Source organism: Mesorhizobium alhagi CCNWXJ12-2 (genome assembly GCF_000236565.1).
GTDB classification, from domain to species: Bacteria; Pseudomonadota; Alphaproteobacteria; order Rhizobiales; family Rhizobiaceae; genus Allomesorhizobium; species Allomesorhizobium alhagi.
The window spans coordinates 1-23,552 of sequence record NZ_AHAM01000162.1; the positions used below are offsets into that span (position 1 = coordinate 1).

Below are 23,552 nucleotides of genomic sequence, written 5' to 3' on the forward strand. Positions count from 1 at the left end.
CGGCTATCTGGCGATGGGCGGGCAGATCGTCGACGCCACGATCGTGGCGGCGCCGAAGCAGCGCAATTCCGATGCTGAAAAGGCCGACATCAAGGCGGGCAAGGTGCCGGAGGCATGGAAGAACAAACCAGACAAACTGCGACAGAAGGACAGCGACGCGCGCTGGACGGTGAAGTTCTCGAAGGCCAAGGCCGATGAGGAGGGAAAGACGAAGCAGCGCGATATTGCCGTTCCCGCCTTCGGCTACAAAAACCATGCCTCAATCGATCGCCGGCACGGCTTCATCCGCGGCTGGAACGTCACCGGCGCCTCGGCCTATGACGGGGCGCAGCTGTGCAACGTGCTGGACAAGACCAACACCGGCTCGACGGTGTGGGCCGACACCGCCTATCGCTCGAAGAAGAACGAGGCGTGGCTGGAGAAGAACGGCTACCGTTCCGACATCCACCACAAGAAGCCGAAGGGTCGGCCGATGAGCGATGCGACATCCCGGGCCAATGGCCGGCGCTCAAAAATCCGCGCTTTCGTTGAGCATGTCTTCGCGCACCAGAAATCCCGCATGGGACTGTTCGTGCGCACGATCGGCATTGCCCGCGCACGCACCAAGATCGGCATGGCCAATCTCGCCTACAATCTCACCCGCTTTGTCTGGCACCAGGGGCGAACTGCGCCCGCATGAAGGCGACAGCCGCGGAAACCGCCGCCGCAAGGCCGAAACCACCAATCAATCGGGCCCAAAGGGCCGGGCTGCTGGTATCGAGCAGCCGGCTTCAACGGTTCGCACCCATTCTTTGGCCCTTGGCGCCAGGAAACGGCGGTAGTTCGAGCTGTCCAGATGGACAGGGACGAACTGTCGCTGGCCAGCCAAGTTCATTTATCGAGGAGCTTATGAAAGACATCTGGGTACCCACTGTAGCCCCGGTTACCGCGATTGCCCGGGTTTCCGGGATTGCCAGCGTTGCCAGGATTCCCCGGGTTTCCGATATTCCCAAATTTTCCGAGATGCTTGTTGAGCACCATGTCGCCTTCAAGTTCACCCACGTAGCTGCCGGAAAGTCTGTGGACATGAGTTCCCTTGATTTGACCTACGGCATTCCCATGCATGTCGTAGATAAAGCGCCCTCGGCGAAAGCCTACGGCGTTACCTGCTTGCTCATATAAATAATCGGTCATAGCGCTTGTGATCCTACCTTGAATTGTACCACGCAGCATAAGTCCAAGAAATTACAATGGGGAATTGAACTGAGGCGCTGGCGCATGAGGAGCTATCTCCGCGAGAAAACGGCTTGGCTGCAAGTACGCAATGCCGCGTCGCACGCGGACCGGAGCAATCTGACTGCTGAATGCTTCAGACGCGACCATAGTCTGTGGATAGGTAAGCGCTAGGTAGCCGGTCCGATTGGGCAGGTCGGACTTCACCCGAGTGATGCCTACATAGAAGAGGCGCCTGTCTTCCTGCAGCTTCGCGAGCCGATCTTCGGGACTGGTTTCAGGTCCAAGTTGAGCCGGCAAGAGACCTTCTACACACCCCACAATGAAGACATATGGGGAACTCAGGCCCTTGCTCTTGTGCAGACTCATCACCCTGACTTCAGCGACTTCCAATGGCACCTCCGGCTGAGAGATCGCATCGTACAAAGCACCGAACAGGTCTGCAGGATTGTCTATGCCTTCTCGGCAAAGTGTCACCGTCTCGCTCAGCAACTCGGTTTCGGGGTTGTCTGGAAGCCATTGCTGAAGAAAATCATCAAAATCCGCGGATGCCCCGAGGACCTCCAACTCTGCTTTGATTTCCTCAAAGCGATCTACTAGTGCCCCGGTGTAGGGGATGACGAGTATCCCGTCCGATAGCGAAGTTAGGGCTTCCCACAGGGATGTACCAGTCTGCCTGACGTGTTCCAGTACACGTCGGTATGGGTTTGTGTGCCAGTTTGGATGACCGCGACCAAGGAGCCAGCGAAGTGCCACACGATCCTCGTTGTTGAGCAGCAACTTCAATATTGCAAAGCGTTCCTGTGCTTCGACCGTGTCAAGGGCTGACTCGGCATAGTAGGACTTCGTCGGAATGCCATCGGCGCGGAGTCGGTGGAAAATCGGTGAGGCAAACGTTCGCCGCTGTGCGAGGACGATGATCTCACGCGGCGGTACGCCGGCCTCAATCAGAGAAGCGATTTTCGTGGCAACTGCAGTTGCCTCTTGTTCAGCCGTTCCGAACTGGCAAACCACGACCTCGCCGGGTCCATTGGCTGCTCGCTCGGTCATTGCTCCACCAAGCCTGCCGGCATTGCGTGCGATCAACGTGTTGGCCATCCTCACGACGGTGGTTGGGCAGCGTCTACATTCTGCGATCGCGTGCTCGTCGGTCGGATGAAGCACCGCCCAATGGCGGATGCCGTCGGGGTGCGCATGACGAAAGCTGTAGATGGATTGATCATCATCCCCAATTATGCAGATAGAACTGTTCTCTCCGAGGAACTGAAGGGAATCTTGTTCTGCACGATTTAGGTCTTGGTATTCGTCGATAAGCAGGTGCGAATATTCGGCACGTTCTGGCGCCCCAGGATTGCCTCGAAGGTACTGAAAGAGGTGAGGAATAACCTCGTCCATAAGCATAGCTTCATGCAGTGTCAGCCATTCAACGAGTTCGTCAGCAAACGCCTGATCGGCAGGTGACCGTGCAAACCCGGGCTCTTGGGTTTGGAGACGAGCCCAAGCAGCGCCGTAGGCGCGTATCAGTCTCTTGCGGGCGTGCTTGTTGCCGTGATGATTGCCGAGGTCGGCCAGCAGGGGCTCGAGTTCGTACTCGTTGAGGGGTCGAGGTGTTCTTCCCAAGACCGCGAGCACATGATTTCGCATCAGTATGGACATCGCGAGGCTATGCAACGTGCGACCGTGTAGACCGCCAGCGCCAGGCACCTCCAAAGACACCAGCTCTCGGTGTAGGTCCTCTGCTGCTACCCTTGTGAAAGTGACGGCTAGTATCTGCGCCGAATCGATCTGCTCAACCTCGAGTAGCCGGGCAACTCGCCTTTTCATGGCGAAGGATTTGCCGGCACCAGGGCCGGCCAGAACCCGAATACGGTTGTGTCCAGATGCAGCTATTTCGAACGCGGGGCTGTTTTGGGGGAGATTGTCGTTCCAAGCCATAGAATATAGCTTAACTCATCTAACTTTGTTGCACCACGATCCAGCGTGCTCGACCTTCTCACCCAACACGAGATGCGTGGTCAGCATTTCGTGACTACATGTGCCCCTCATCGTCCCACTCCTCGAAACAATCACCACATGCGGAAGAAACATGTGCTTGCACTTATAGAGGCTTCGAAGGCGAAGGAAGCAAGGAAACTCCACTCCGTTCTTCATCCCGAAGGATTCTGGCAATAAAAAAACTCCGGCTGGTTGCCGGAGCTGAGTCGACTGTATTATTTCTTTTTGAGGCCGGTCACTATTCTGTTCTGTTTCGTGACCTTCCAGATGCCGGTCTTCATGCACGATTTCGTGAACATAACATCGCAGCCTTTTTTCTTGCATAGTGCCAGCGTTTTCCCCGTGTAGCCGTAGGGCCCTGCACACCTCTGGTAACATGCTTTCAGTTCATCCGAGCATGACCGCTCGGCACTGTAGGCAAGCGAGGCGGGCAACAGGGAAGTTGCCAAAGCCAAATAAAGAACAGTAACTATTTTCACGCCCCTACTCCTTCTTCATTTGGCGATAGTCACTGGCGATTAAAGCTGAGTTTGGCGACATATTTCCCTAAGCTCCAGCGTCCCGAGATATTATTTGACGAAGAGCCACTGAGCTTCAGTCGCGCCGCCTGAATGGAAATCGTCTCCCCGTCAAAGGAGCCGTTGCGCCGGTAGGTCGTTGTCCCACCGCATTCTCCTGCGGTGTATTTGATCTTGCTGCCATTGTCCGTAATTGTGAGATTTCCACACGCATTTCTTAGTCTCGGGAATTTGGCGACGTAGGTGCCGTCGCTGAGTTCGAAGGCATAGGCCGGTGACGCGACCATTGCCGCCACGGCCAATCCGGCGGTGAACGCCAGGCGACGCACCGCATGCTTAGTTTTAATCATTAGTTGTATCCCCCAGTGAGTATCAATTGCTCACTATAACCACCAACTGCATAGACCGCAAGCGCAGGTCGGCGAGCTGATCCTGCCGGTCTCTCCCGAACCGCCGCTCGCTCGCTACAGCGCTGTTGAGGGCGCGCTCGCGATCGGCTCTCGCTTGCGCCAAAGCTCTGGGGGACGCGACTCGCTCAAAACTCAATGCGCGAAAAGCAGGAACTGGTAAGTCTTAACCCTCGTCGGCATACAGACACCGATTAGGGCAGGAGGCGCAGAGAGCCTATAGCGAGCCTTGAAAAATCAACTAGAATGCTAAGTTGTCGAAATTATTGAACATTATCGTCCAACTTCTCGAGAAATCGACGCGTAGAGAAGCATCTACAGACACTCATTAGCTATCGAAGTCGGGACAACGACAACGACAACGACAACGAGGCTGACGAGCACGACGACACACCCGGCGTCAGTGGAACCTCAAACATCAGCAGCCGCACGATTTGGCGGCAGCGTGATCAATGATAGTCGCTCCGTATGAGCAGGATACCCGACTTCCAAAGGAGCATCGGCACGCGGACGAATTATCGCGGCATCCGCATGATCTTGACTCATGACACCGTCGGGGTCACATTGTGATCCTAAGATAGGAGTCGGAGATGGGTGAGGTTGAGATCAGAGAATTGCCACAGTTTGTCCAAGACGCCTGCTTGACCGGATTTCCGGAAGTTGAAATTGAGAATATCAAGAATCGCATACAAAAGAATCCTACTTTTGGTCATAACTTTCTCGGCCTAAGCCATCAAGACTTCAATATACCCTTGGCTGGCTTCTATGTCCGTTCTTGGAAAATACGTGGGTTGTCTGGTGCTTGGTTGGAGGCATGCACCTTGCATCTATATCTCGGACCAGATCAGCCAGTTTACCTCTTTAATATGTCGTCGTGCCTTGGACATGAAGTCCCCTGGAATGAACACAAAGACATACTGTCCGCGACGGCAAGCGCCGTTTTCCGAGCGCTAACCAAGGTTGAGAGCTGATGGCAGACAGATTTTCAACGAAAATCGGCCTCCGCGCACAAGTGTCTAGTCAATTCTGGAATCTGATAGGCTTTGTGAGTCCTCAGGCTAAGAACAATTCAAGATTTATTAGCGGTTTTTACATAACATTTGTATTATGTTACTGTACCTCTCGGGCACAATTCTGAAACGCTACCGAGAGGAAATGGTTATGGATAGAGTTGTAAATTCCTGTTTGCAGGTCATCGAAGATGTAAATAGGCGCCGAGGCGGCGGTCTACCTGTCTTTGATGCCAATACCATTCGTACCCTGCGATCTGAACTAGGGCTTTCCCAAAGGCAGTTTGCCGGACGGTACGGATTCGATCTACACGTGTTGAAGTCGTGGGAGGCCGGTAGACGGTCTCCAGACACGGCAAACGTGTTGCTGCTCAATCTCGTCGCTTTGGATCCGGAAGGTATGGCCAATAGAATTGGCCGGTGCCTGGGCGCTCCTATTGCCGGCGAACAGGTAGCAGAATTTGCGTGAAGTGCTTTGGGTGCTCAAAAGGCCTCGCTTACGCGAGGCCTTTTTCTATGGTTCTGCATCCGTCTAGGATGTCCGACTTTCCAGAATCGCAAGTGTGTCCCTCATCGTCCCGCTTCCGTTCTGCATCCCGACAATGAACACCGATGATGACCGTGCACGAGCTTCACAACGACACAGCTTTCAAAGCCGGCTAGATTCGTAATTGAGTCAGAACCTGGCTACCGGAAACGCAGGTAACCACCGAACCGCCGCTCGCTCGCTACAGCGCTGTTGAGGGCGCGCTCGCGATCGGCTCTCGCTTGCGGGTGATGAGGGTTAACGAGCCAGTTCCTGCTTTTCGCGCTTTGAGTTTGAGCGAGTCGCGTCCCCCAGAGCTTTGGCGCCTAAGAACACCAATTAGCGCAGGCGTCGCAGAGAGCCTATAGCGAGCCTTGACGAATCAGCAGAAACGCTAAGCCCTTGAAAATGTTGGCGATCCCGACAGGATTCGAACCTGTGACCATCGGCTTAGAAGGCCGGTGCTCTATCCAGCTGAGCTACGGGACCGCGTGCCGCCCTTGCGGCCGGCGTCCTCGGCGCCTGGCGCGAGAATTCGCGCTCAATGCGTCCAGGGGATCTTGCGGTCATAGCGGAAATTCTCCGCATAGGAAATCTGCCGGCGCTTGGCTTCCTTCGGCTCCTGCACCCGGAAGTCGATCCCGTGCTTCTGCGCATAGGCGACGGCCTCTTCCTTCGAATTGAAGGTGAGGCGGATCTGGCTCTTCATGTCGCCGGATGACGTGTAGCCCATCAGCGGGTCGATCTTGCGCGGCTCTTCGGCGTCGAATTCGAGAACCCAGAAGCCGGTCTTGGCCTTCCCCGACTGCATCGCGGTCTTGGCGGGGCTGAAAATGCGCGCGGACATCAATGCCTCATCATCCGGTTCGAGTCGCTGGTCGGAGTGGCAGGATTCGAACCTGCGACCCTCTGGTCCCAAACCAGATGCGCTACCAGGCTGCGCTACACTCCGTGCCGACGTTCGGCGCTGAATTCCCTAGAGTTTCCGCTGTTCTGGCGCAAGGCCAGAACAGCGTGTCCGCGCCAAAAATAGGGAAAAATCGTCTCGATCGATACGGATTGGCCCGAAATCCGCATGGCAGCCCCACCGGCGCCAAAACATTTGTTCTCGGATTTGACTAGCGATTCGCGATGGAATTCGCCCGGAAGAAATCATTCCGGGGCGATGAAGCCATCGAGGTCTTTGCGGCGACGGACCGACGCGTTAGTAAGAGCTTCGGCCCGCAATCAACAGGCGACACCGAATGATCCGAAATCCGATTCTACCCGGTTTCAACCCCGACCCGTCGATCTGCCGCGTCGGACCGGACTACTTCATCGCAACCTCGACCTTCGAATGGTATCCGGGTGTCCAGATCCACCATTCGACCGATCTCGTGAACTGGCGGCTGATGAAGCGCCCTCTCGATCGCGCCGCTCAGCTCGACCTGCGTGGCAACCCCGATTCCGGCGGCATATGGGCGCCGTGCCTGTCCTATGCCGACGGGCTGTTCTGGCTGGTCTATACTGACGTCAAGCGGCTCGACGGCAATTTCAAGGATGCGCACAACTACATCGTGACCGCGCCTTCGATCGAAGGCCCGTGGTCGGATCCGGTCTACGTCAATTCGAGCGGCTTCGACCCGTCGCTCTTTCATGACGACGACGGCAGGAAATGGTTCCTCAACATGGTCTGGAACCATATTTCCACCGGCGTCGGCGGCAGCCCGAAACATCCGTCCTTCGCTGGCATCCTTCTGCAGGAATACGACCCGGCGGCGAAGAAGCTCGTCGGATCGGTCAGGAACGTCTTTGCCGGCAGCCCGCACGGGCTGGTCGAGGGGCCGCATCTCTTGAAGCGCGACGGCTGGTACTATCTCACCACCGCCGAAGGCGGCACCGGTTACGGCCACGCCGTCACCATGGCCCGCTCGCGCGATATCGGCGGCCCGTACGAGCTTCACCCCGACATTCACGTCATCACCTCGAAGGACGCGCCGGAGGCAGTGCTGCAGCGCGCCGGCCACGGCCAGATCGTCGAGACGCCGGAAGGCGCAGTCTATCATACCCATCTCTGCTCACGGCCTTTGCCGGGAGTGCGGCGCTCGCCGCTCGGCCGCGAGACGGCGATCCAGAAATGCGTCTGGAGCGAGGACGGCTGGCTGCGGCTCGAGAAGGGCGGACCCGTACCGGAGGTCGAGGTTCCGGCGCCGGTTGCGGTTACGCGAAGACCGCGCCCCGAGACGATCCGGCATGATTTCGACGGGCCGGAGCTGCCGCTCGATTTCCAGTGGCTGCGCACGCCATATCCCGAGCGGCTTTTCTCGCTGTCGGAAAAACCCGGCGCGCTGCGCCTCTTCGGGCGCGAATCGATCGGCAGTTGGTACGAGCAGGCGCTGGTCGCCCGACGGCAGGAGGATTTATCGTTCCGCGCCGAAACCGAACTCGCCTTTGCGCCGGAGAATTTCCAGCAGGCGGCCGGGCTGACGCACTACTACAACCGCCACAAGTTCCATTTCCTGGCCGTCACCCATGACGCGCGCCGGGGGCGCGTGCTCACCATCCTGTCCTGCCCCGGTGACTGGCCGAACGGCAAGCTGGACTTTCCGCTCGCCGATCCGCTGCCGCTCCGTGGGGACGGCCCGGTCGGCCTCGCCGTGGAGGCGGCCGATGACACGCTGCAGTTCTGGTATCGGGAAGGTGGCGGCGACTGGGCGAAGGCCGGACCGGTGCTGGACGCAAGCGTCATTTCCGACGAGGGCGGCCGCGGCGAGCATGGCTCCTTCACCGGCGCCTTCATCGGCATGGCCGCTTTCGACACCAGCGGCTCCGGGATGCCGGCCGATTTTGACTATTTCGCCTATACCAGGCGCGAGAGTTGACGCGGGCGGGTTGAACTGTCTCTCAACGAGGCAACGGATAAGTCTGCGGCGACTTCCGATACGCCTCTTCACATTGGGGCGAACAAAACCACGGCCCGTCCGGAGCAGCCCGCCGGTACGATGCGTAGGGGGCATGCATCTTGCATACCGGATCGATCCAGGCGGGGTCCGGCGATGGAGCAAGCTCGATCTCGTAAAGAGGGACTTCATCGGCTACCGATCGAAGCGCCTTCTTTCCGAGATCATGCACCATGATGCCTTTGGCGGCCGCAGTCTCGGCAATGGGCTGGGTAGCAAGCAACTGGCCGGGGCCTGCAAGCGCGGCGATGCGCGCTGCTATGTTGACGGTCGACCCGAAGAGATCATTCCCCCTGCGGATGACCTGCCCATGGTTCAGCCCTGCGCGCGTTAGCGGCAGGCGCGGCTCTTGTCGGCATGCCTGCAACAGCGTCCCAAGAACCTGGATCGCGTTTTCCGGCTCCGGAAACGAGAGCATCGCCTCATCGCCGATCCATTTGATCGGCGGTCCGTACCCACGCAGCGCTTCGCGGACCATTTTCTCGAAAATCTCGAGCACGTCGATCGCGGCCGCGTCTCCATAGACGTCCGCAATGGCGCTGAATCCGGCAAGGTCTATGAATGCTACGGTGGCCGCCGCGTCGGCGGAACTCCGTGTCGGGCTCGTATCTCGGTCCATCGGAGCTACTTAACGCCGATCGCACACGGTTCAAACACCGCCGGAGGGTATTGCTGCAGACCAGATCCGCATGTCTGGCGGGTCCACGCCCCGCGATGGGGCGTGGACCTTCGCCGTGCTAGAAATCCATGCCGCCGCCGGCAGGCATCTGCGGCGCAGGCGCTTCCTTCTTCGGCTTCTCGGCCACCATTGCCTCCGTGGTCACCAGCAGGCCTGCGACCGAAGCTGCATCCTGGAGCGCCGTGCGCACCACCTTGGCCGGATCGATCACGCCCTGGCCGTAGAGGTCTCCAAACTCGTTGGTCTGCGCGTTCCAGCCGAAGGCGAATTCGGTTTTCTCGCGCAATTTGCCGACGATGATGGAGCCTTCCGCCCCGGCGTTCTCGGCGATCTGGCGGATAGGCGATTCAATCGCTTTCCGCACGATGTCGACGCCGGTCTTCTGGTCGGGATTGTCCACCTCAACCGTGTCGAGTGCCTTGGCGGCCCTGAGCAGCGCCACGCCGCCGCCCGGCAGGATGCCTTCTTCGACAGCGGCACGCGTCGCATGCAGCGCGTCGTCGACCCGGTCCTTGCGTTCCTTGACCTCGATCTCGGTGGAGCCGCCGACGCGGATGACGGCAACGCCGCCGGCGAGCTTGGCCAACCGCTCCTGCAGCTTCTCGCGGTCGTAGTCCGAGGTGGTCTCCTCGATCTGCGCCTTGATCTGCGTGACGCGGCCCTGGATCTCGTCCTTGCGGCCGGCCCCGTCGACGATGGTGGTGTTCTCCTTCTCGACCACCACCTTCTTGGCGCGGCCGAGCATCTCCAGCGTGACGTTCTCCAGCTTGATGCCGAGATCTTCGCTGATGGCGGTGCCGCCGGTCAGGATCGCGATGTCTTCCAGCATGGCCTTGCGGCGATCGCCGAAGCCCGGGGCCTTGACGGCCGCGACCTTGAGCCCGCCGCGCAGCTTGTTGACCACCAGCGTCGCCAGAGCCTCGCCCTCGACGTCTTCGGCGATGATCAGCAGCGGCTTGCTGGACTGGACCACCGCTTCCAGGACGGGAAGCAGCGCCTGCAGGTTCGACAGCTTCTTCTCATGGATCAGCACGTACGGCTCTTCCAGCTCGACGCGCATCTTGTCCTGGTTGGTGATGAAGTAGGGCGAGAGATAGCCGCGGTCGAACTGCATGCCCTCGACAACCTCGAGCTCGGTCTCGGCCGTCTTGGCTTCCTCGACAGTGATCACGCCTTCATTGCCGACCTTCTGCATCGCTTCGGCAAGGAAACGGCCGATTTCGGTATCGCCATTGGCCGAGATCGTGCCGACCTGCGCGATCTCGTCATTGTTGGTGACCTTGCGGGCATTGCCTTTCAGTTCGGCAACAACCGCTTCCACGGCCTTGTCGATGCCGCGCTTCAGGTCCATCGGGTTCATGCCGGCAGCAACGGCCTTGGCGCCTTCCCTGACGATGGCCTGGGCGAGCACGGTCGCGGTTGTGGTGCCGTCGCCGGCGATGTCGCTGGTCTTGGAGGCGACTTCGCGGACCATCTGCGCGCCCATATTCTCGAACTTGTCCTCAAGCTCGATTTCCTTGGCGACAGTCACGCCGTCCTTGGTGATGCGCGGTGCGCCGAATGATTTGTCCATGACGACATTGCGGCCCTTGGGGCCGAGCGTCACCTTCACGGCGTTGGCGAGGATATCGACGCCGCGCAGCATCTTCTCGCGTGCGTCGGTGTGGAATTTCACTTCCTTGGCAGCCATTGGATCACTCCTTCAAATAGGCAGCTTTCATTGACTGATGGTTCGTCAGAAGCCGTCAGGCGGCGCTCTTCAGCTCAGCGGTCTTCTCGATCACGCCCATCACGTCGCTTTCCTTCATGATGAGCAGATCCTCGCCATTCAACTTGATCTCGGTGCCGGACCATTTGCCGAACAGGATGCGGTCCCCGACCGTGACGTCGAGCGGCTGAAGCTGCCCGGCTTCGTTGCGCGCGCCGGGTCCGGCGGCGATGACTTCACCTTCCTGCGGCTTCTCCTTGGCGGTGTCGGGAATGATGATGCCTCCAGCCGTCTTTTCGTCGACCTCGACGCGGCGGACCAGGATACGGTCATGCAATGGACGGAACGTCATGGTGTTCTCCTCATGGACAAACAGTTTTTGAGGTTCCTGCGCACCGGACCGGCAATATCGGGCAGTGCGGGGAGCTGCGACCCTTGTTCAGGCATCGCGCAGATATCGAGCTAATTCAGCCATTTTCGGCTTTCAAGAGGGATCAGCGAAAATTTTAGCACTCATGGCCATCGAGTGCCAAATGCGCCGTGATCCCACGGTTCTGCGGGCATCGATGGAGGCAACTGTTTGCACATTCCTGCTTGGCAGCTGCGTCCGAGCAGGCAAGGCCGCCGAGGCTGACTGCCCGGTTGCGCCGCCACTCTATTTCGAGTTTCATCGAAATTCTATTGACAGCCCGCAAAGGCTGGCTATATGGTACTTCCATGAAACTCGAAAAAGCAGCCGATCAACTCGAAGCGCTGGGAAATCCGACCCGGCTTCAACTTTACCGCACCCTCGTTCGCGCTGGCGAGGAGGGGTTGCCGGTCGGGCGCCTCCAGGAAAAGCTGGACATCGCTGCCTCGACGCTCTCGCATCATTTGAAGCGCCTGGTCGATACCGGGCTGGTGACGCAGGAGCGGCAGGCGACGACACTGATCTGCCGCGCCCATTATCCCGGCATGCAGGCGCTGATCGGCTATCTGGCCGACGAATGCTGCGCCGACGGAACCTGCCCGCCAGTGGCGAAGAAAGCAGTCGCATGAGGGCGGCATTTTTTTTGACTTGTTAATTCGAAGATACCAGAAGGATCGAAGATATGGTCATGACTTTGAACGGAGAACTTCCTGTCGCGATCGTCGGCGCCGGCCCCGTTGGCCTGGGGGCGGCTGCCCATCTGGTATCGCGCGGCTTGACGCCGATTGTCTTCGAGCGCGGCGAGACGGTCGGCTCGACGCTGCTCGAATGGGGGCATGTCCGGGTGTTTTCACCATGGCGCTACAATATCGATGCGGCGGCACGGTCGGTGCTTGAGCAATCCGGCTGGCGAGGGCCGGACGACGCGGCGTTGCCGACCGGATCGGAGATTGTCAGGGACTATCTTGCGCCGCTGGCGGCGCTTCCGCAGATCGCGCCCCACCTGAAGCTCGGCGCGACCGTCACCGCGATCACACGCCGGGGACACGACAAGATCTCCAATGAAGGCAGGCAGGAGTCGGCATTCGTCGTCCGCTATCAGGACGCGGATGGGGAGCACCGCATTCTTGCCCGTGCCGTGATCGACGCATCGGGAACCTGGTCGCGACCCAATCCGATCGGCGTCGACGGCCTGCCCGTTCCGGGCGAGCGCGAGGCAGGAGGCCGGATCGCCTATGGCATTCCGGACGTGATCGGTCCGCGCAGGAACGATTACGCAGGAAAACGCGTGCTCGTGATCGGCGGCGGACATTCCGCAATCAACGTCGCGCTCGCGCTGATGGAACTTCAAGATGAGGCGCCGGGCACGGAGATTTTCTGGGCGCTCCGCCGAAACAGCGTCGCGAAGCTTCTCGGCGGAGGACTGAACGACCAGTTGCCGGAGCGTGGTGCGCTTGGCCTGGCCGCCAAGCGGGCGATCGAGAACGGCAGCATGAACATGCTGGCTCCGTTCTCGGTGGAGCGCATCGACATGACGGGCGACGGTCTCACGATCGAGGCGATGCTGGCCGGAAAGCCCTTCAGCCTGTCGGTGGACCGCATCGTCGTCGCGACGGGATTCCGGCCCGACCTGTCATTCCTGAGCGAAATCCGCGTCGCGCTCGATCCGGCTGTCGAAGCGCCGCCGACGCTTGCTCCGCTCATCGACCCGAACCTTCATTCCTGCGGCACGGTCCCGCCGCATGGCATAGACGAACTCGCCCATCCCGAGGCGGGCTTCACCATCGTCGGCTCCAAATCCTATGGCCGCGCGCCGACCTTCCTGATGGCGACCGGCTATGAGCAGGTCCGCTCCGTGGTCGCCGAAATCGCCGGCGACCATCGGGCCGCGCGCGAGGTGCGCCTCGTCCTGCCGGAAACCGGCGTCTGCAGCGCCGCGCCAGCGTCGTCAAATGGAGAGAAGGCTTCGGCCGGATGCTGCGGCGGACCCGCGCCGAAACAGGTCGACGCATGCTGCGTTGCCGATGCGGACGCCAAGGCAGAGGGCCGCGCCGGCTGCGGTTGCGGCGACAGATCGGCAGGCATAAAAGCGAACGCCCTGGACAAGTCGATGGAACCCGCCGAATGACACAGAAGACGCCGGCCGCGGTCATCTGGGCGCTGGGGCTCACCCAGATCGTAGGCTACGGCACGCTCTACTACGGGTTCAGCATTCTTGCGCCGGCAATGGCCGCCGATTTCGGGTGGCCCGAGCAGTGGATTTTCGGTGCGCTGTCGGCGTCGCTTCTCGCCGGAGCGATCGTAGCGCCTGTGGCCGGGCATTGGGCGGACCGCTTCGGCGCCGGCCGCCTGATGGCATTCGGATCGGTGTTTGCCGCCTTGGCGTTCGTTGCATCGGCGCTTGCCCCGACAGGTCCGACATTCGTGGTGGCGCTGATCATTCTGGAGATCGCGGCCTCGTTCGTCCTTTACAGCACAGCCTTTGCGGCAATCGTGCAAATCGGAGGGCAGGGCGCGCAACGCAGCATCACGCATCTCACCTTGATCGCCGGCTTCGCCTCGACCCTGTTCTGGCCGCTGACGGCGGCGCTGCATGCGCATCTGGACTGGCGCGAGGTCTATTTCGTCTTCGCAGCTCTCAATCTTTTTCTGTGCCTGCCGATCCACATCTGGCTTGCCCGCCTTCCGGTCCGAACCGAGATCAAATCGGCGAGCGAGAATGCCGCGCAACCATTGCCAGGCGTCGAGGACAATGGACGCGCAATCGGCCGACCCTGGATATTCCTGCTCATGCTCGCCGGCTTCGCCATCGAGGGCTTCGTTCTCTCCTCCGTGCTGGTGCACATGGTGCCGCTGACGGCAGCGCTTGGGTTCGGAGCAGCGGGCGTGTTCGTCACCACCCTGTTTGGTCCGGCGCAGGTTCTGAGCCGCCTGACCAATATGGTCTTCGGCGGGCGGCTGGCGCAGACAAGGCTGGCTGTGATCGCCGCCGGCCTGCTTCCGATCGGCCTCGGCATCCTCCTTTTGACGTCGCCGATGTTGGCCGGCGGCCTTGCCTTCGTGATCCTGTTCGGGCTCGGCTCAGGCCTGACCAGCATCGTTGGTGGAACGCTGCCGCTCGAACTCTTCGGCAGGCAGGGCTATGGCGCCCGGCTGGGCTGGGTGTCCGCCGCGCGCCAGCTTTCATCCTCGGTCGCGCCGTTCGCTCTTTCGATGATGATCGCGCTCGGAGGCACAGCCGCGGCATTGGGCTGGCTGGCGGCCATGGGCGCGCTCGGCCTGATCGCCTTCGCAGGCGTCGCGTTCATGTGCCGAAGGCCGCGGAGCGGCAGAGCTCAACTCGCGATGGAAGGCAGGCCTGGTTAGCTGGACGCCCGGGCAGCAGCGGCGGGTTTCATCAGGGCGGTCTGGATGCTTTCTATCAGCGCGGCGTCGGTGAAGGGTTTGCTTAGAAGCATCACATCTCCCGGGCGGTCGGCGACGGCGTGGGCGTCGGCATAGCCGCTGATGATGATGGCCGGCCAGTCGGCGCGTAGGCTGCGCGCAAAGCGGATAACGTCGAGGCCTGAAACCAGCGGCATGGCGAAATCGGTCAGGATCAGGTCGAACTTCTGCGGCTCGCGTTCGAGCAGGCTGAGAGCCTCGGCGCCGCCGCCGGCGCTGACGACGCTGAAGCCGTTGTCGCGCAGCACGTGGGCGGTCAGTTCACGCAGGTTGATGCTGTCGTCCACGAGCAGGATGACCGGAGACTCCTTGCCGGTGCGGGGCCACTGCTTGTCCTCAGCCTTCGGCGTAATCGGAGGGGAAGCCGGTTCCTGCAAGGATCGCGGCAGCCATATGTGCATGGCGGTTCCGCTGTCGACGACACTTTCGATGCGCAACGTGCCGCCCGACTGTTTCGCGAAGCCATAGACGGTGCTCAGACCCAACCCCGTACCCTTGCCTACATCCTTGGTGGTGAAGAACGGTTCGATGACCTTGGCCAGCAGATCCGGCGAGATGCCCATGCCGGTGTCTTCGACGGTCAGCACGGCATAGTCGCCGGCCGGCAGATCCTCCAGATCGTACTCGACGGTCCTGTTGGAGCCGCGCACAGTTATCGTGCCGCCGGACGGCATTGCGTCGCGGGCATTGAAGATCAGGTTCAAAAGAGCGAGTTCCAGCTGTCCGGTGTCGACATAGGCAGGCCACACGCTCTCGTCGACCTGCCAGTCCAAGCGCACCAAGCCGCCGAGAACCGGCGCCACGAGCCCGTTCATCGTCTCCCCGAGATGGGTGAGGTGGACCGTGTCCGGCTTCAGCCGTTGGCGGCGAGAGAAGGCAAGCATGCGGTTGATCAGCTCGGTGCCCTGCTTGGCGGCATGGCGTATCATCTGGACGATCTGGGTTGTTTCCTCGGTTGCCGGAACCCTGCGCTCCAGCAGTCCGAGCCCGCTCAAGATGGCGGCGAGCAGATTGTTGAAATCATGCGCGACGCCTCCCGTAAGCTTGCCGATGGCATCCAGCCGCTGCGAATGCATGAGTTGGTCTTCGAGTTGCCGCCGCTCGGTGATATCGAGCAACGTGCCCAGTATCTCCGTCGGCTTGCCGTCCTCGTCGGTCGAGAGAACGCCTTGGTCGAGAAAGTTGCGGTAGCTGCCGTCGGCGCAGCGCCAGCGGAATTCGCAGGTGTATGAGCCCGTTTCGCGCGCGCCGTTCAGCGCCCTGGTCAAACGGGGCAGGTCATCCGGATGAACCCGGCTCAGCCCGAACTCCGGCTCTTCCGTCAGGCGCTCAGGCGGAAAGCCGGTCAGCCGCTCGACCGCCTCGCTGACGAAGCGCGCGCCGAAGGGCGGGTCGATGTCGCGGGAATGGAAGCAGATCGGGACGGACCGCAAAATGGCTTCCTGGCGCTCCTCGGACCGGCGCAGCGCCTGCTCGGCCAGCAGCCTCTCCGACTTGGCGCGGAGATTTTCCTCCATCAGGCGCTGTTCGATCTCTGCCTGATGCTTGATCTCGCGGGTCTTCTCGAACAGGTCGACGAAAACCGCGACCTTCGATTGCAGCATGACCGGGTCGAACGGCTTGAAGACGTAGTCGACCGCGCCGGCGTCGTAGCCGCGGAGCATATGCGCGTCTTCCTTGTTGATCGCCGTCAGGAAGATGATCGGCGTGCGCTTGGACTGCTCGCGCTGGCGAATGAACCCGGCCGTCTCATAGCCGTCCAATCCGGGCATGAAAACGTCGAGCAGGATGACGGCGAACTCGTCCTTCAGCAGGAAGCGCAGGGCCTCCTCGCCAGAACGTGCGCAGACGATCTCGGCTATTTCCTCCAGCACGACGCTGATCGCCTGCAAATTGCGCTCGTCGTCATCGACGACGAGGACTTTCGTTCGCTCCATCGTGGCGGGCTCCGACGCGGCGGCAGCCGCACTGACCGCGGCTTTGGCGTCGCTCATCTTCGGCTTCCTGACCTGACGACCTTGGCTCATCAGTTGACGGCGGCCATTGTTTCGCCGCCGGCTGCGCGCGGGAGGCCGGTCCGCTCACGCGAACGGCCGACCCAGACGCGAAGCAGCGCCAGCAGGAGGTCGAGGTCGACCGGCTTGGCGATGTAGTCGGAAGCGCCCGCTTCGAGGCATTTTTGCCGGTCGCCCTTCATCGCCTTGGCCGTCACCGAAATCAGCGGGATGTCGGCAATAGCCGGCCGCTTGCGGATTTCGCGCATAGTCTCGTACCCGTCCATCTCCGGCATCATGATGTCGACCAGTGCGACCGCCGTGTCGGGCGTCTGCTCGAGAATCGCGATGCCGTCCCGTCCCCGTTCGGCATGGAGCACCTGGATCCCATAGGTTTCAAGCACGCTGGTCAGCGAATAGATGTTTCGGATATCGTCGTCGACGATCAGCACCTTTGCTCCGGCGAGATCCGCATTGCCGGTGACCGTGGACCACTCATTGTCGTCCGTCGTCGAGCCGTCGCCTTCCATGCTCGGCAGTGCCGCCGCCATCAGCACGATCAGCTGCGCGAAATTCTCCGCCCGCGGCCGACCGGACAGGTCAGGGTTCTGCGCGAGCGCAGGTTCCAGCGCATCGGCATTGGGCGCGAAGATCAGCACTTTGGAGATGAGGTCGCCCAGATGTTGCGACAAACCAGCCGCCAACTGTGTGTTCTCTTTCGGGTTGCGCCCGAATCCGAGCACGATCGCGTCATAGCCGGAAAGATCCATGTCGTCGGCGTTGGCAGCCAGGCGTCCGATTGCCGTGACCGACGTGACGCCGTCGCGTATTTCGTCGACCAGCGACAGCCGCCGGTCAGGGTCGGCGTCGACGACCAGAACCTTGCGTTGCGTCCTGACCTTGCGCCGGTGGATGTCCCGGAACACCTGCGCCAGCTCTTCTTGCGCCACCGGCTTGGTCGATACGCTTGTTGCGCCCTGGCGAATGAGCGTATCGAGATGATCAGCGCCCGATATGACTGAAATCGGAATCCCTTTCGTCTTGGGGTCGTGACGCAGAAGGTCGAACAGCACCCAGCCGTCGATGTCGGAGAGACCGAGGTCGAGCGTGATGGCGTCGGGCATCAATCTGCGCGCCAGCGCCAGCGTTCCCGAACCGGCGGTGGACAGCACGCCCTTCAGGCCGGAAGAGCGGGCGAGATCAAGCAGGATCTCGCCGAAGGTCGGATCGTCTTCGACGATGAGTACGACGCGATCTCCGGGCATGATCGAATCTCGATCGTCGTTGAATTCGACAGATTTTTCCGGTTCCTGCACGGGAGGAGCGGGAGGGGCAATCTGCGGCGTGGATTCCGGCAGCGAGATCGTGGTCACAGCCGCGCGCGGGCCGTCGAAGGGTATGACGAGCGTGAAGGTCGAGCCTTTGCCGGGCTTGCTTTCGACGCGGAGTTCGCCGCCGAGAAGGCGAGCGATCTCACGGCTGATAGAGAGGCCCAGGCCGGTGCCGCCATATTTGCGGCTGGTGGTGCCATCGGCCTGCTGGAACGCTTCGAAGATCAGCTTCTGCTTGTCCTTGGGAATGCCGATGCCGGTATCGGTCACGGAGATGGCCAGCGCGTCGTTTGCGGGTTTGACGATGCCGTTGCCGCTGCCGCCCGGGATCGCGGTGAAGTTGAGCACGACGCTGCCTTCGGAGGTGAACTTGAAGGCGTTCGACAGAAGATTCAGAACGATCTGCTGCAGCCGCTTCTCGTCGGTCCTGACGGTTTCGGGCAGCTTCGGATCGACATTGATGCTGAAGCCCAGGCCCTTGTCGGAAGCGAGCTGCCGGAATGTGCGTTCCATGTGCTGCCGCAGATGGGCGAGCGGCATATCGCCGACTTCTATCGACACCGTGCCGGACTCGATCTTCGACAGATCGAGAATGTCGTTGATGAGGCTGAGCAGGTCCGTTCCAGCCGAGTTGATGGTGCGCGCGAAATCGACCTGCTTTTCATTGAGGTTACCCTGCTGGTTGCTGGCGAGCAGCTTCGACAGGATCAGGAGCGAATTGAGCGGCGTGCGCAGTTCGTGGCTCATATTGGCCAGGAACTCCGATTTGTATTTGGAGGTGAGCGCAAGCTGCTCGGCCTTTTCCTCCAGCGCACGGCGCGCCATTTCGATCTCGAGGTTCTTGGTTTCGACCTGCTTCTTCTCGTTTTCGAGAAGCTGCGCCTTTTCCTGCAGCTCTTCGTTTGTGGCGTGCAGTTCCTCCTGCTTCTTGGTCAATTCGCTCTGGCGCGCCTGCAGCTCGGCGGTGAGCAATTGCGACTGCTTCAGCAGGCCCTCCGTTCGCATCGTCGCCGCGATCGTGTTCAGGACGATGCCGACCGACTCCATCAACTGGTTGAGGAAGGATTGGTGGGTGTCGCGGAACTCGCCGAAGGAAGCGAGTTCGATGACCGCCTTGACGTCGTCCTCGAACAACGCCGGCAGGATGATGACATTGGCAGGCCCGGCGTCGCCGAGCCCGGAGGTGATGCGCACGAAGTTTTCGGGCACATTGTCGAGCAGTATGGCGCGCTTGTCGGCGGCGCTCTGGCCGATCAGGCCTTCGCGCAGATCGAGGCGCTGCTTGATGGTCGTCGAGCTCTCTGCCCCGTAGCTGGCGGCGAGCTCGAGATAGGTTTCGTTCTCGTCGCGGCTGGCGACATAGAACACGCCATATTGCGCGTTCACCAGCGGCGCCAGCTCCGACATGATCAGGCGCGACACAGTGGTGAGGTCGCGCTCGCCCTGCAGCATGCGCGAGAAGCGGGCGAGGTTGGTCTTCAGCCAGTCCTGCTCCGCGTTCTTCAGCGTCTGATCCTTCAAATTGCGGATCATCTCGTTGATGTTGTCTTTCAGCGCCGCGACCTCGCCGGATGCCTCGACGGCGATGGAGCGGGTCAGGTCGCCCTTGGTGACGGCGGTCGACACTTCGGCAATGGCGCGCACCTGCGTCGTCAGGTTGGCGGCGAGCTGGTTGACGTTGTCGGTCAGGTCGCGCCACAGGCCGGCTGCGCCCGGCACGCGCGCCTGTCCGCCGAGCTTGCCTTCGATGCCGACCTCGCGCGCCACGTTGGTCACCTGGTCGGCGAAGATCGCGAGCGTCTCGATCATGCCGTTGATCGTATCGGCAAGCGAGGCGATCTCGCCCTTGGCGTCGACGGTGAGCTTGCGCTTCAGATTGCCCTGCGCCACGGCCGTGACGACGTCGGCGATGCCGCGCACCTGGTTTGTGAGGTTGGTCGCCATCAAATTGACGTTGTCGGTCAGGTCCTTCCAGGTGCCGGCGACGCCCTCGACGCGGGCCTGGCCGCCGAGCTTGCCTTCGGTGCCGACTTCGCGCGCCACGCGCGTCACCTCGCCGGCAAAGGAGTTGAGCTGATCGACCATGGTGTTGATGGTCGATTTCAGCTCGAGGATTTCGCCCTTCACGTCGACGGTGATCTTCTTGGAAAGGTCGCCGCGCGCCACGGCGGTGGTCACCTCCGCGATGTTGCGCACCTGGCCGGTGAGGTTCTGGGCCATGGAGTTCACATTGTCGGTCAGGTCCTTCCAGGTGCCGGCCACCCCGCGCACCTGCGCCTGTCCGCCGAGCTTGCCGTCGGAACCCACCTCGCGCGCCACGCGCGTCACTTCCGAGGCAAAGGAGTTCAGCTGGTCGACCATCGTGTTGATGGTGTCCTTGAGCTCGAGAATTTCGCCGCGCACGTCGACGGTGATCTTCTTGGACAAGTCGCCTAGCGCGACCGCGGTGGTCACTTCGGCGATGTTGCGCACCTGGCCGGTCAGGTTGGCTGCCATGGCGTTGACGTTGTCGGTCAGATCCTTCCAGGTGCCGGCGACGCCGCGCACCTGGGCCTGGCCGCCAAGTTTGCCGTCGGTGCCGACCTCGCGGGCGACGCGCGTTACCTCCGATGCGAAGGAGTTGAGCTGGTCGACCATGGTGTTGGTCACGTCCTTGATCTGCAGGATTTCACCTTGCGCATCGACGGTGATCTTCTGCGTCAGGTCGCCGGTGGCGATCGCGGTCGCGACTTTGGACACGTCGCGCAGCTGCACGGTCAGATTTCCCGCCATGGCGTTGACGTTGTCGGTCAGATCCTTCCAGGTGCCGGCGACGCCCTCGACATGCGCCTGGCCGCCGAGCTTACCCTCCGCGCCGACTTCGCGGGCAACGCGGGTGACTTCCGATGCAAACGAATTGAGCTGGTCCACCATCGTGTTGACGGTATCCTTCAGCTCGAGGATTTCGCCCTTCACGTCGACGGTGATCTTCTTGGAAAGATCGCCGCGCGCCACCGCGGTAGTCACTTCGGCAATGTTGCGCACCTGGCCGGTCAGATTGGCGGCCATCAGATTGACGTTGTCGGTCAGATCCTTCCAGGTGCCGGCGACGCCCTTCACTTCCGCCTGGCCGCCGAGCTTGCCCTCGGTGCCGACTTCGCGGGCGACGCGCGTCACCTCCGATGCGAATGAATTGAGCTGGTCGACCATCGTGTTGATGGTGTCCTTCAGCTCCAGGATTTCGCCCTTAACGGCGACGGTGATCTTCTTCGACAGGTCGCCAGACGCGACTGCGGTGGTCACATCGGCGATGTTGCGCACTTGGCCGGTCAGGTTCTCAGCCATCAGGTTGACGTTGTCGGTCAAATCCTTCCAGGTGCCGCCGACGCCGCGCACCTGGGCCTGGCCGCCGAGCTTGCCTTCCGTGCCGACCTCACGCGCCACGCGCGTCACTTCAGAGGCGAAGGAGTTGAGCTGGTCGACCATCGTATTGATGGTGTTTTTCAGCTCGAGGATTTCGCCCTTCACGTCGACGGTGATCTTCTTCGACAGGTCGCCCGAGGCGACCGCGGTTGTCACTTCCGCGATGTTGCGGACCTGGCCGGTCAGGTTGTCGGCCATCAGATTGACGTTGTCGGTCAGGTCCTTCCAGGTGCCGCCGACGCCTTCCACGCGCGCCTGGCCGCCGAGCTTGCCTTCGGTGCCGACCTCACGCGCCACGCGCGTCACTTCGGAAGCGAAGGAGTTGAGCTGGTCCACCATGGTGTTGATGGTGTTTTTCAGTTCGAGGATCTCGCCTTTCACATCGACAGTGATCTTCTTCGACAAGTCTCCCGAAGCGACGGCCGTGGTCACCTCGGCGATGTTTCGCACCTGGCCGGTGAGGTTGGTCGCCATGGCGTTCACGTTGTCGGTCAGATCCTTCCAGGTGCCGGCCACGCCTTTCACCTTGGCCTGGCCGCCGAGCTTGCCTTCGGTGCCGACCTCACGCGCCACGCGCGTCACTTCGGAAGCGAAGGAGGCGAGCTGCCCCACCATGGTGTTGACGATCTTGCCGATCCGCAGGAATTCGCCGCGCAGCGGCCGGCCGTCGATCTCGACCATCATCGTCTGCGAGAGATCGCCCTTGGCGACCGCCCCAATGACGCGCGCCACTTCGGCGGTTGGCTGTACCATATCTTCGATCAGGTCGTTGACCGAGCGGACGCCCGATTCCCACGAGCCGGTGGCGTTGCGGACATGGCCGCGCTCGCCGATGCGGCCATCCTTGCCGACGACGCGCGAAAGACGCTCGAATTCGCGGGTGAGCTGGTCGTTTAGTTCGACGATTTCGTTGAAGGTTTCGGCGATCTCCGAATCCAGCCCGTCATAATCGTTGACGAGGCGGACCGAAAAATCGCCGCGGCGAAATGCCCGCAGGGCCATCAGAATCTGGCGGCGGTCAAGCTGTTCCCGTGGAGCCTCGATGTTCATGGCTTGCTCCCCGGGGTTGCTTGAAAACTGGATGTGAGGCTAGTGCCCGTTCGATACGCCAAGTTCGCCCCCCTGCGAATGTGGACTGCGGGCCAACTGGATAGACCCCGCCGAGGCGCTCAACGCACCATCCGGCCATTGGTTCCATTGAATCGGACTCTCGCGAATTTTCTTCTGCGGGTTGTTTATGGGCGGTCGGAATCATAAAACCCTACCTGCGGCTGCCAAACGTCGAGTTGGGGAAATTTGGCGTTGACGCTGCGGCGCGTCGATCGTTTGGGGATTTATGAACAGCGATTTGATCGAATTTGTGGAAACCTCGTTCGGATCGGTCTGGTCGCTCGAACTGCTCTTGCTGCTTTTCAGAAATGCGCAGCGAAACTGGACCCCAGACGAGCTCGTCCACGAATTGCGAAGCAGTGAAGTTGTCGTTGCCCAGAGTATAGAGAGGCTTGTCGCCGCCGGGCTGGCCCTGGCCGAGAAGGACGGCTCCGTTCGCTACGGGCCGGCGTCACCCGAACAGAACGATCTCGTCGCACAATTACAAGAAGAATACCGCAAGAAGCCGGCCGCGATCCGGCGGCTGATCCTGCAGAATCCGGTCGAGAAGCTGAGAACCTTCGCCGACGCTTTCAAGCTGAAGAAGAGTTGACGGTCATGGAAACGCTGAAGATCGGCATTTATGTCTTGTGCATCCTGACCAGCGCCGCCTGTTCCTATTTGTTGATGCGCGGCTACTGGCGCAGCAGCACGCGGCTCCTGTTCTGGAGCGGCCTGTGCTTCGGCTTCCTGTCGCTCAACAGCATCGTCGTTATCTTCGACATACTGGTCTTCCCCAGCGCCAATTTGCAGGTCTTCCGCCACGCGGCTTCGCTGGCGGCGGTGGGAACCCTGCTGTTCGGGCTGGTTTGGGAAACGGAGTAGGAGC

Annotated in this window: 17 protein-coding genes and 2 tRNA genes; 8 read left to right on the forward strand and 11 right to left on the reverse strand. The window is 61.0% G+C overall.

The window, feature by feature from the left end; genetic code table 11:
- Window positions 1-679 (forward strand): IS5/IS1182 family transposase (locus MAXJ12_RS18685; protein WP_008837522.1); only part of this gene is annotated, 679 nt, incomplete at its 5' end.
- Between the two features lie 191 nt (window positions 680-870).
- Here the strand turns inward: MAXJ12_RS18685 and MAXJ12_RS35325 are convergent.
- The 3 genes from MAXJ12_RS35325 to MAXJ12_RS18700 all read right to left on the reverse strand — a co-directional run bounded on the left by MAXJ12_RS35325 (window position 871) and on the right by MAXJ12_RS18700 (window position 4,075).
- Window positions 871-1,173 (reverse strand): 4-fold beta flower protein, encoded by a 303-nt coding sequence (locus tag MAXJ12_RS35325; RefSeq protein WP_085983992.1) that lies wholly within the window; start codon window positions 1,171-1,173, stop codon window positions 871-873.
- Window positions 1,174-1,224: 51 nt separating this feature from the next.
- Window positions 1,225-3,147, reverse strand: coding sequence for an ATP-dependent helicase (locus MAXJ12_RS18695; protein WP_085983993.1), 1,923 nt, complete (start codon window positions 3,145-3,147; stop codon window positions 1,225-1,227).
- 568 nt (window positions 3,148-3,715) lie between these two features.
- Window positions 3,716-4,075, reverse strand: a complete 360-nt coding sequence (locus MAXJ12_RS18700; protein ID WP_008837525.1) for a hypothetical protein — start codon at window positions 4,073-4,075, stop codon at window positions 3,716-3,718.
- Between the two features lie 647 nt (window positions 4,076-4,722).
- Between MAXJ12_RS18700 and MAXJ12_RS36870 the strand changes: the two genes are divergently transcribed.
- Window positions 4,723-5,103, forward strand: coding sequence for a hypothetical protein (locus tag MAXJ12_RS36870; RefSeq protein ID WP_139043943.1), 381 nt, complete (start codon window positions 4,723-4,725; stop codon window positions 5,101-5,103).
- A gap of 977 nt (window positions 5,104-6,080) precedes the next feature.
- Here the strand turns inward: MAXJ12_RS36870 and MAXJ12_RS18705 are convergent.
- The 3 genes from MAXJ12_RS18705 to MAXJ12_RS18715 form a co-directional block, all read right to left on the reverse strand.
- A tRNA-Arg gene (locus MAXJ12_RS18705) sits at window positions 6,081-6,157 on the reverse strand.
- 52 nt (window positions 6,158-6,209) lie between these two features.
- On the reverse strand, window positions 6,210-6,515 hold the full coding sequence (locus tag MAXJ12_RS18710) for an ETC complex I subunit (protein ID WP_008837526.1): 306 nt from the start codon (window positions 6,513-6,515) through the stop codon (window positions 6,210-6,212).
- Between the two features lie 28 nt (window positions 6,516-6,543).
- Window positions 6,544-6,620 (reverse strand) — tRNA-Pro (locus MAXJ12_RS18715).
- Between the two features lie 292 nt (window positions 6,621-6,912).
- On the opposite strand from MAXJ12_RS18715, the gene MAXJ12_RS18720 reads away from it, so the two are divergent.
- On the forward strand, window positions 6,913-8,529 hold the full coding sequence (locus MAXJ12_RS18720) for a glycoside hydrolase family 43 protein (RefSeq protein WP_008837528.1): 1,617 nt from the start codon (window positions 6,913-6,915) through the stop codon (window positions 8,527-8,529).
- Window positions 8,530-8,551: 22 nt separating this feature from the next.
- On the opposite strand, the gene MAXJ12_RS18725 is transcribed toward MAXJ12_RS18720, so the two are convergent.
- The 3 genes from MAXJ12_RS18725 to MAXJ12_RS18735 all read right to left on the reverse strand — a co-directional run bounded on the left by MAXJ12_RS18725 (window position 8,552) and on the right by MAXJ12_RS18735 (window position 11,346).
- Window positions 8,552-9,226 carry an adenylate/guanylate cyclase domain-containing protein gene (locus MAXJ12_RS18725; RefSeq protein ID WP_008837529.1) on the reverse strand — a complete coding sequence of 225 codons (675 nt, stop codon included), beginning with the start codon at window positions 9,224-9,226 and terminating at the stop codon, window positions 8,552-8,554.
- Between the two features lie 118 nt (window positions 9,227-9,344).
- The gene (gene groL / locus MAXJ12_RS18730; protein WP_008837530.1) at window positions 9,345-10,976 is read right to left on the reverse strand and encodes a chaperonin GroEL; all 1,632 of its coding nucleotides are present in this window, start codon (window positions 10,974-10,976) and stop codon (window positions 9,345-9,347) included.
- A gap of 55 nt (window positions 10,977-11,031) precedes the next feature.
- Window positions 11,032-11,346 carry a co-chaperone GroES gene (locus tag MAXJ12_RS18735; protein ID WP_008837531.1) on the reverse strand — a complete coding sequence of 105 codons (315 nt, stop codon included), beginning with the start codon at window positions 11,344-11,346 and terminating at the stop codon, window positions 11,032-11,034.
- Window positions 11,347-11,711: 365 nt separating this feature from the next.
- On the opposite strand from MAXJ12_RS18735, the gene MAXJ12_RS18740 reads away from it, so the two are divergent.
- From MAXJ12_RS18740 to arsK, 3 genes are read left to right on the forward strand one after another with little or no spacing between them, the layout of a single operon-like run.
- Window positions 11,712-12,032: an ArsR/SmtB family transcription factor gene (locus tag MAXJ12_RS18740; RefSeq protein ID WP_008837532.1), complete on the forward strand. Its 321-nt coding sequence runs from the start codon at window positions 11,712-11,714 to the stop codon at window positions 12,030-12,032.
- Between the two features lie 53 nt (window positions 12,033-12,085).
- A complete protein-coding gene (locus MAXJ12_RS18745; RefSeq protein ID WP_008837533.1) occupies window positions 12,086-13,531 on the forward strand; it encodes an NAD(P)-binding domain-containing protein in 1,446 nt (481 codons plus the stop codon).
- Entirely contained in the window at window positions 13,528-14,769 is a 1,242-nt protein-coding gene (arsK, locus tag MAXJ12_RS18750) for an arsenite efflux MFS transporter ArsK (protein ID WP_008837534.1), read from the forward strand. The genes MAXJ12_RS18745 and arsK overlap by 4 nt, the downstream gene beginning before the upstream one ends.
- On the opposite strand, the gene MAXJ12_RS18755 is transcribed toward arsK, so the two are convergent.
- Together MAXJ12_RS18755 and MAXJ12_RS18760 are read right to left on the reverse strand one after the other, a co-directional pair.
- On the reverse strand, window positions 14,766-16,841 hold the full coding sequence (locus MAXJ12_RS18755) for a response regulator (RefSeq protein ID WP_139043945.1): 2,076 nt from the start codon (window positions 16,839-16,841) through the stop codon (window positions 14,766-14,768). The two genes, arsK and MAXJ12_RS18755, sit on opposite strands and share 4 nt — an antisense overlap.
- Window positions 16,842-16,873: 32 nt before the next feature.
- Window positions 16,874-22,624: a hybrid sensor histidine kinase/response regulator gene (locus tag MAXJ12_RS18760; protein ID WP_008837536.1), complete on the reverse strand. Its 5,751-nt coding sequence runs from the start codon at window positions 22,622-22,624 to the stop codon at window positions 16,874-16,876.
- A 298-nt stretch (window positions 22,625-22,922) separates the two neighbouring features.
- Between MAXJ12_RS18760 and MAXJ12_RS18765 the strand changes: the two genes are divergently transcribed.
- Window positions 22,923-23,276: a hypothetical protein gene (locus MAXJ12_RS18765; protein ID WP_139043946.1), complete on the forward strand. Its 354-nt coding sequence runs from the start codon at window positions 22,923-22,925 to the stop codon at window positions 23,274-23,276.
- 5 nt (window positions 23,277-23,281) lie between these two features.
- Complete coding sequence (locus MAXJ12_RS18770; RefSeq protein WP_008837538.1) at window positions 23,282-23,548, forward strand: DUF5985 family protein; 267 nt, start codon at window positions 23,282-23,284, stop codon at window positions 23,546-23,548.
- Window positions 23,549-23,552 lie beyond the last annotated feature (4 nt).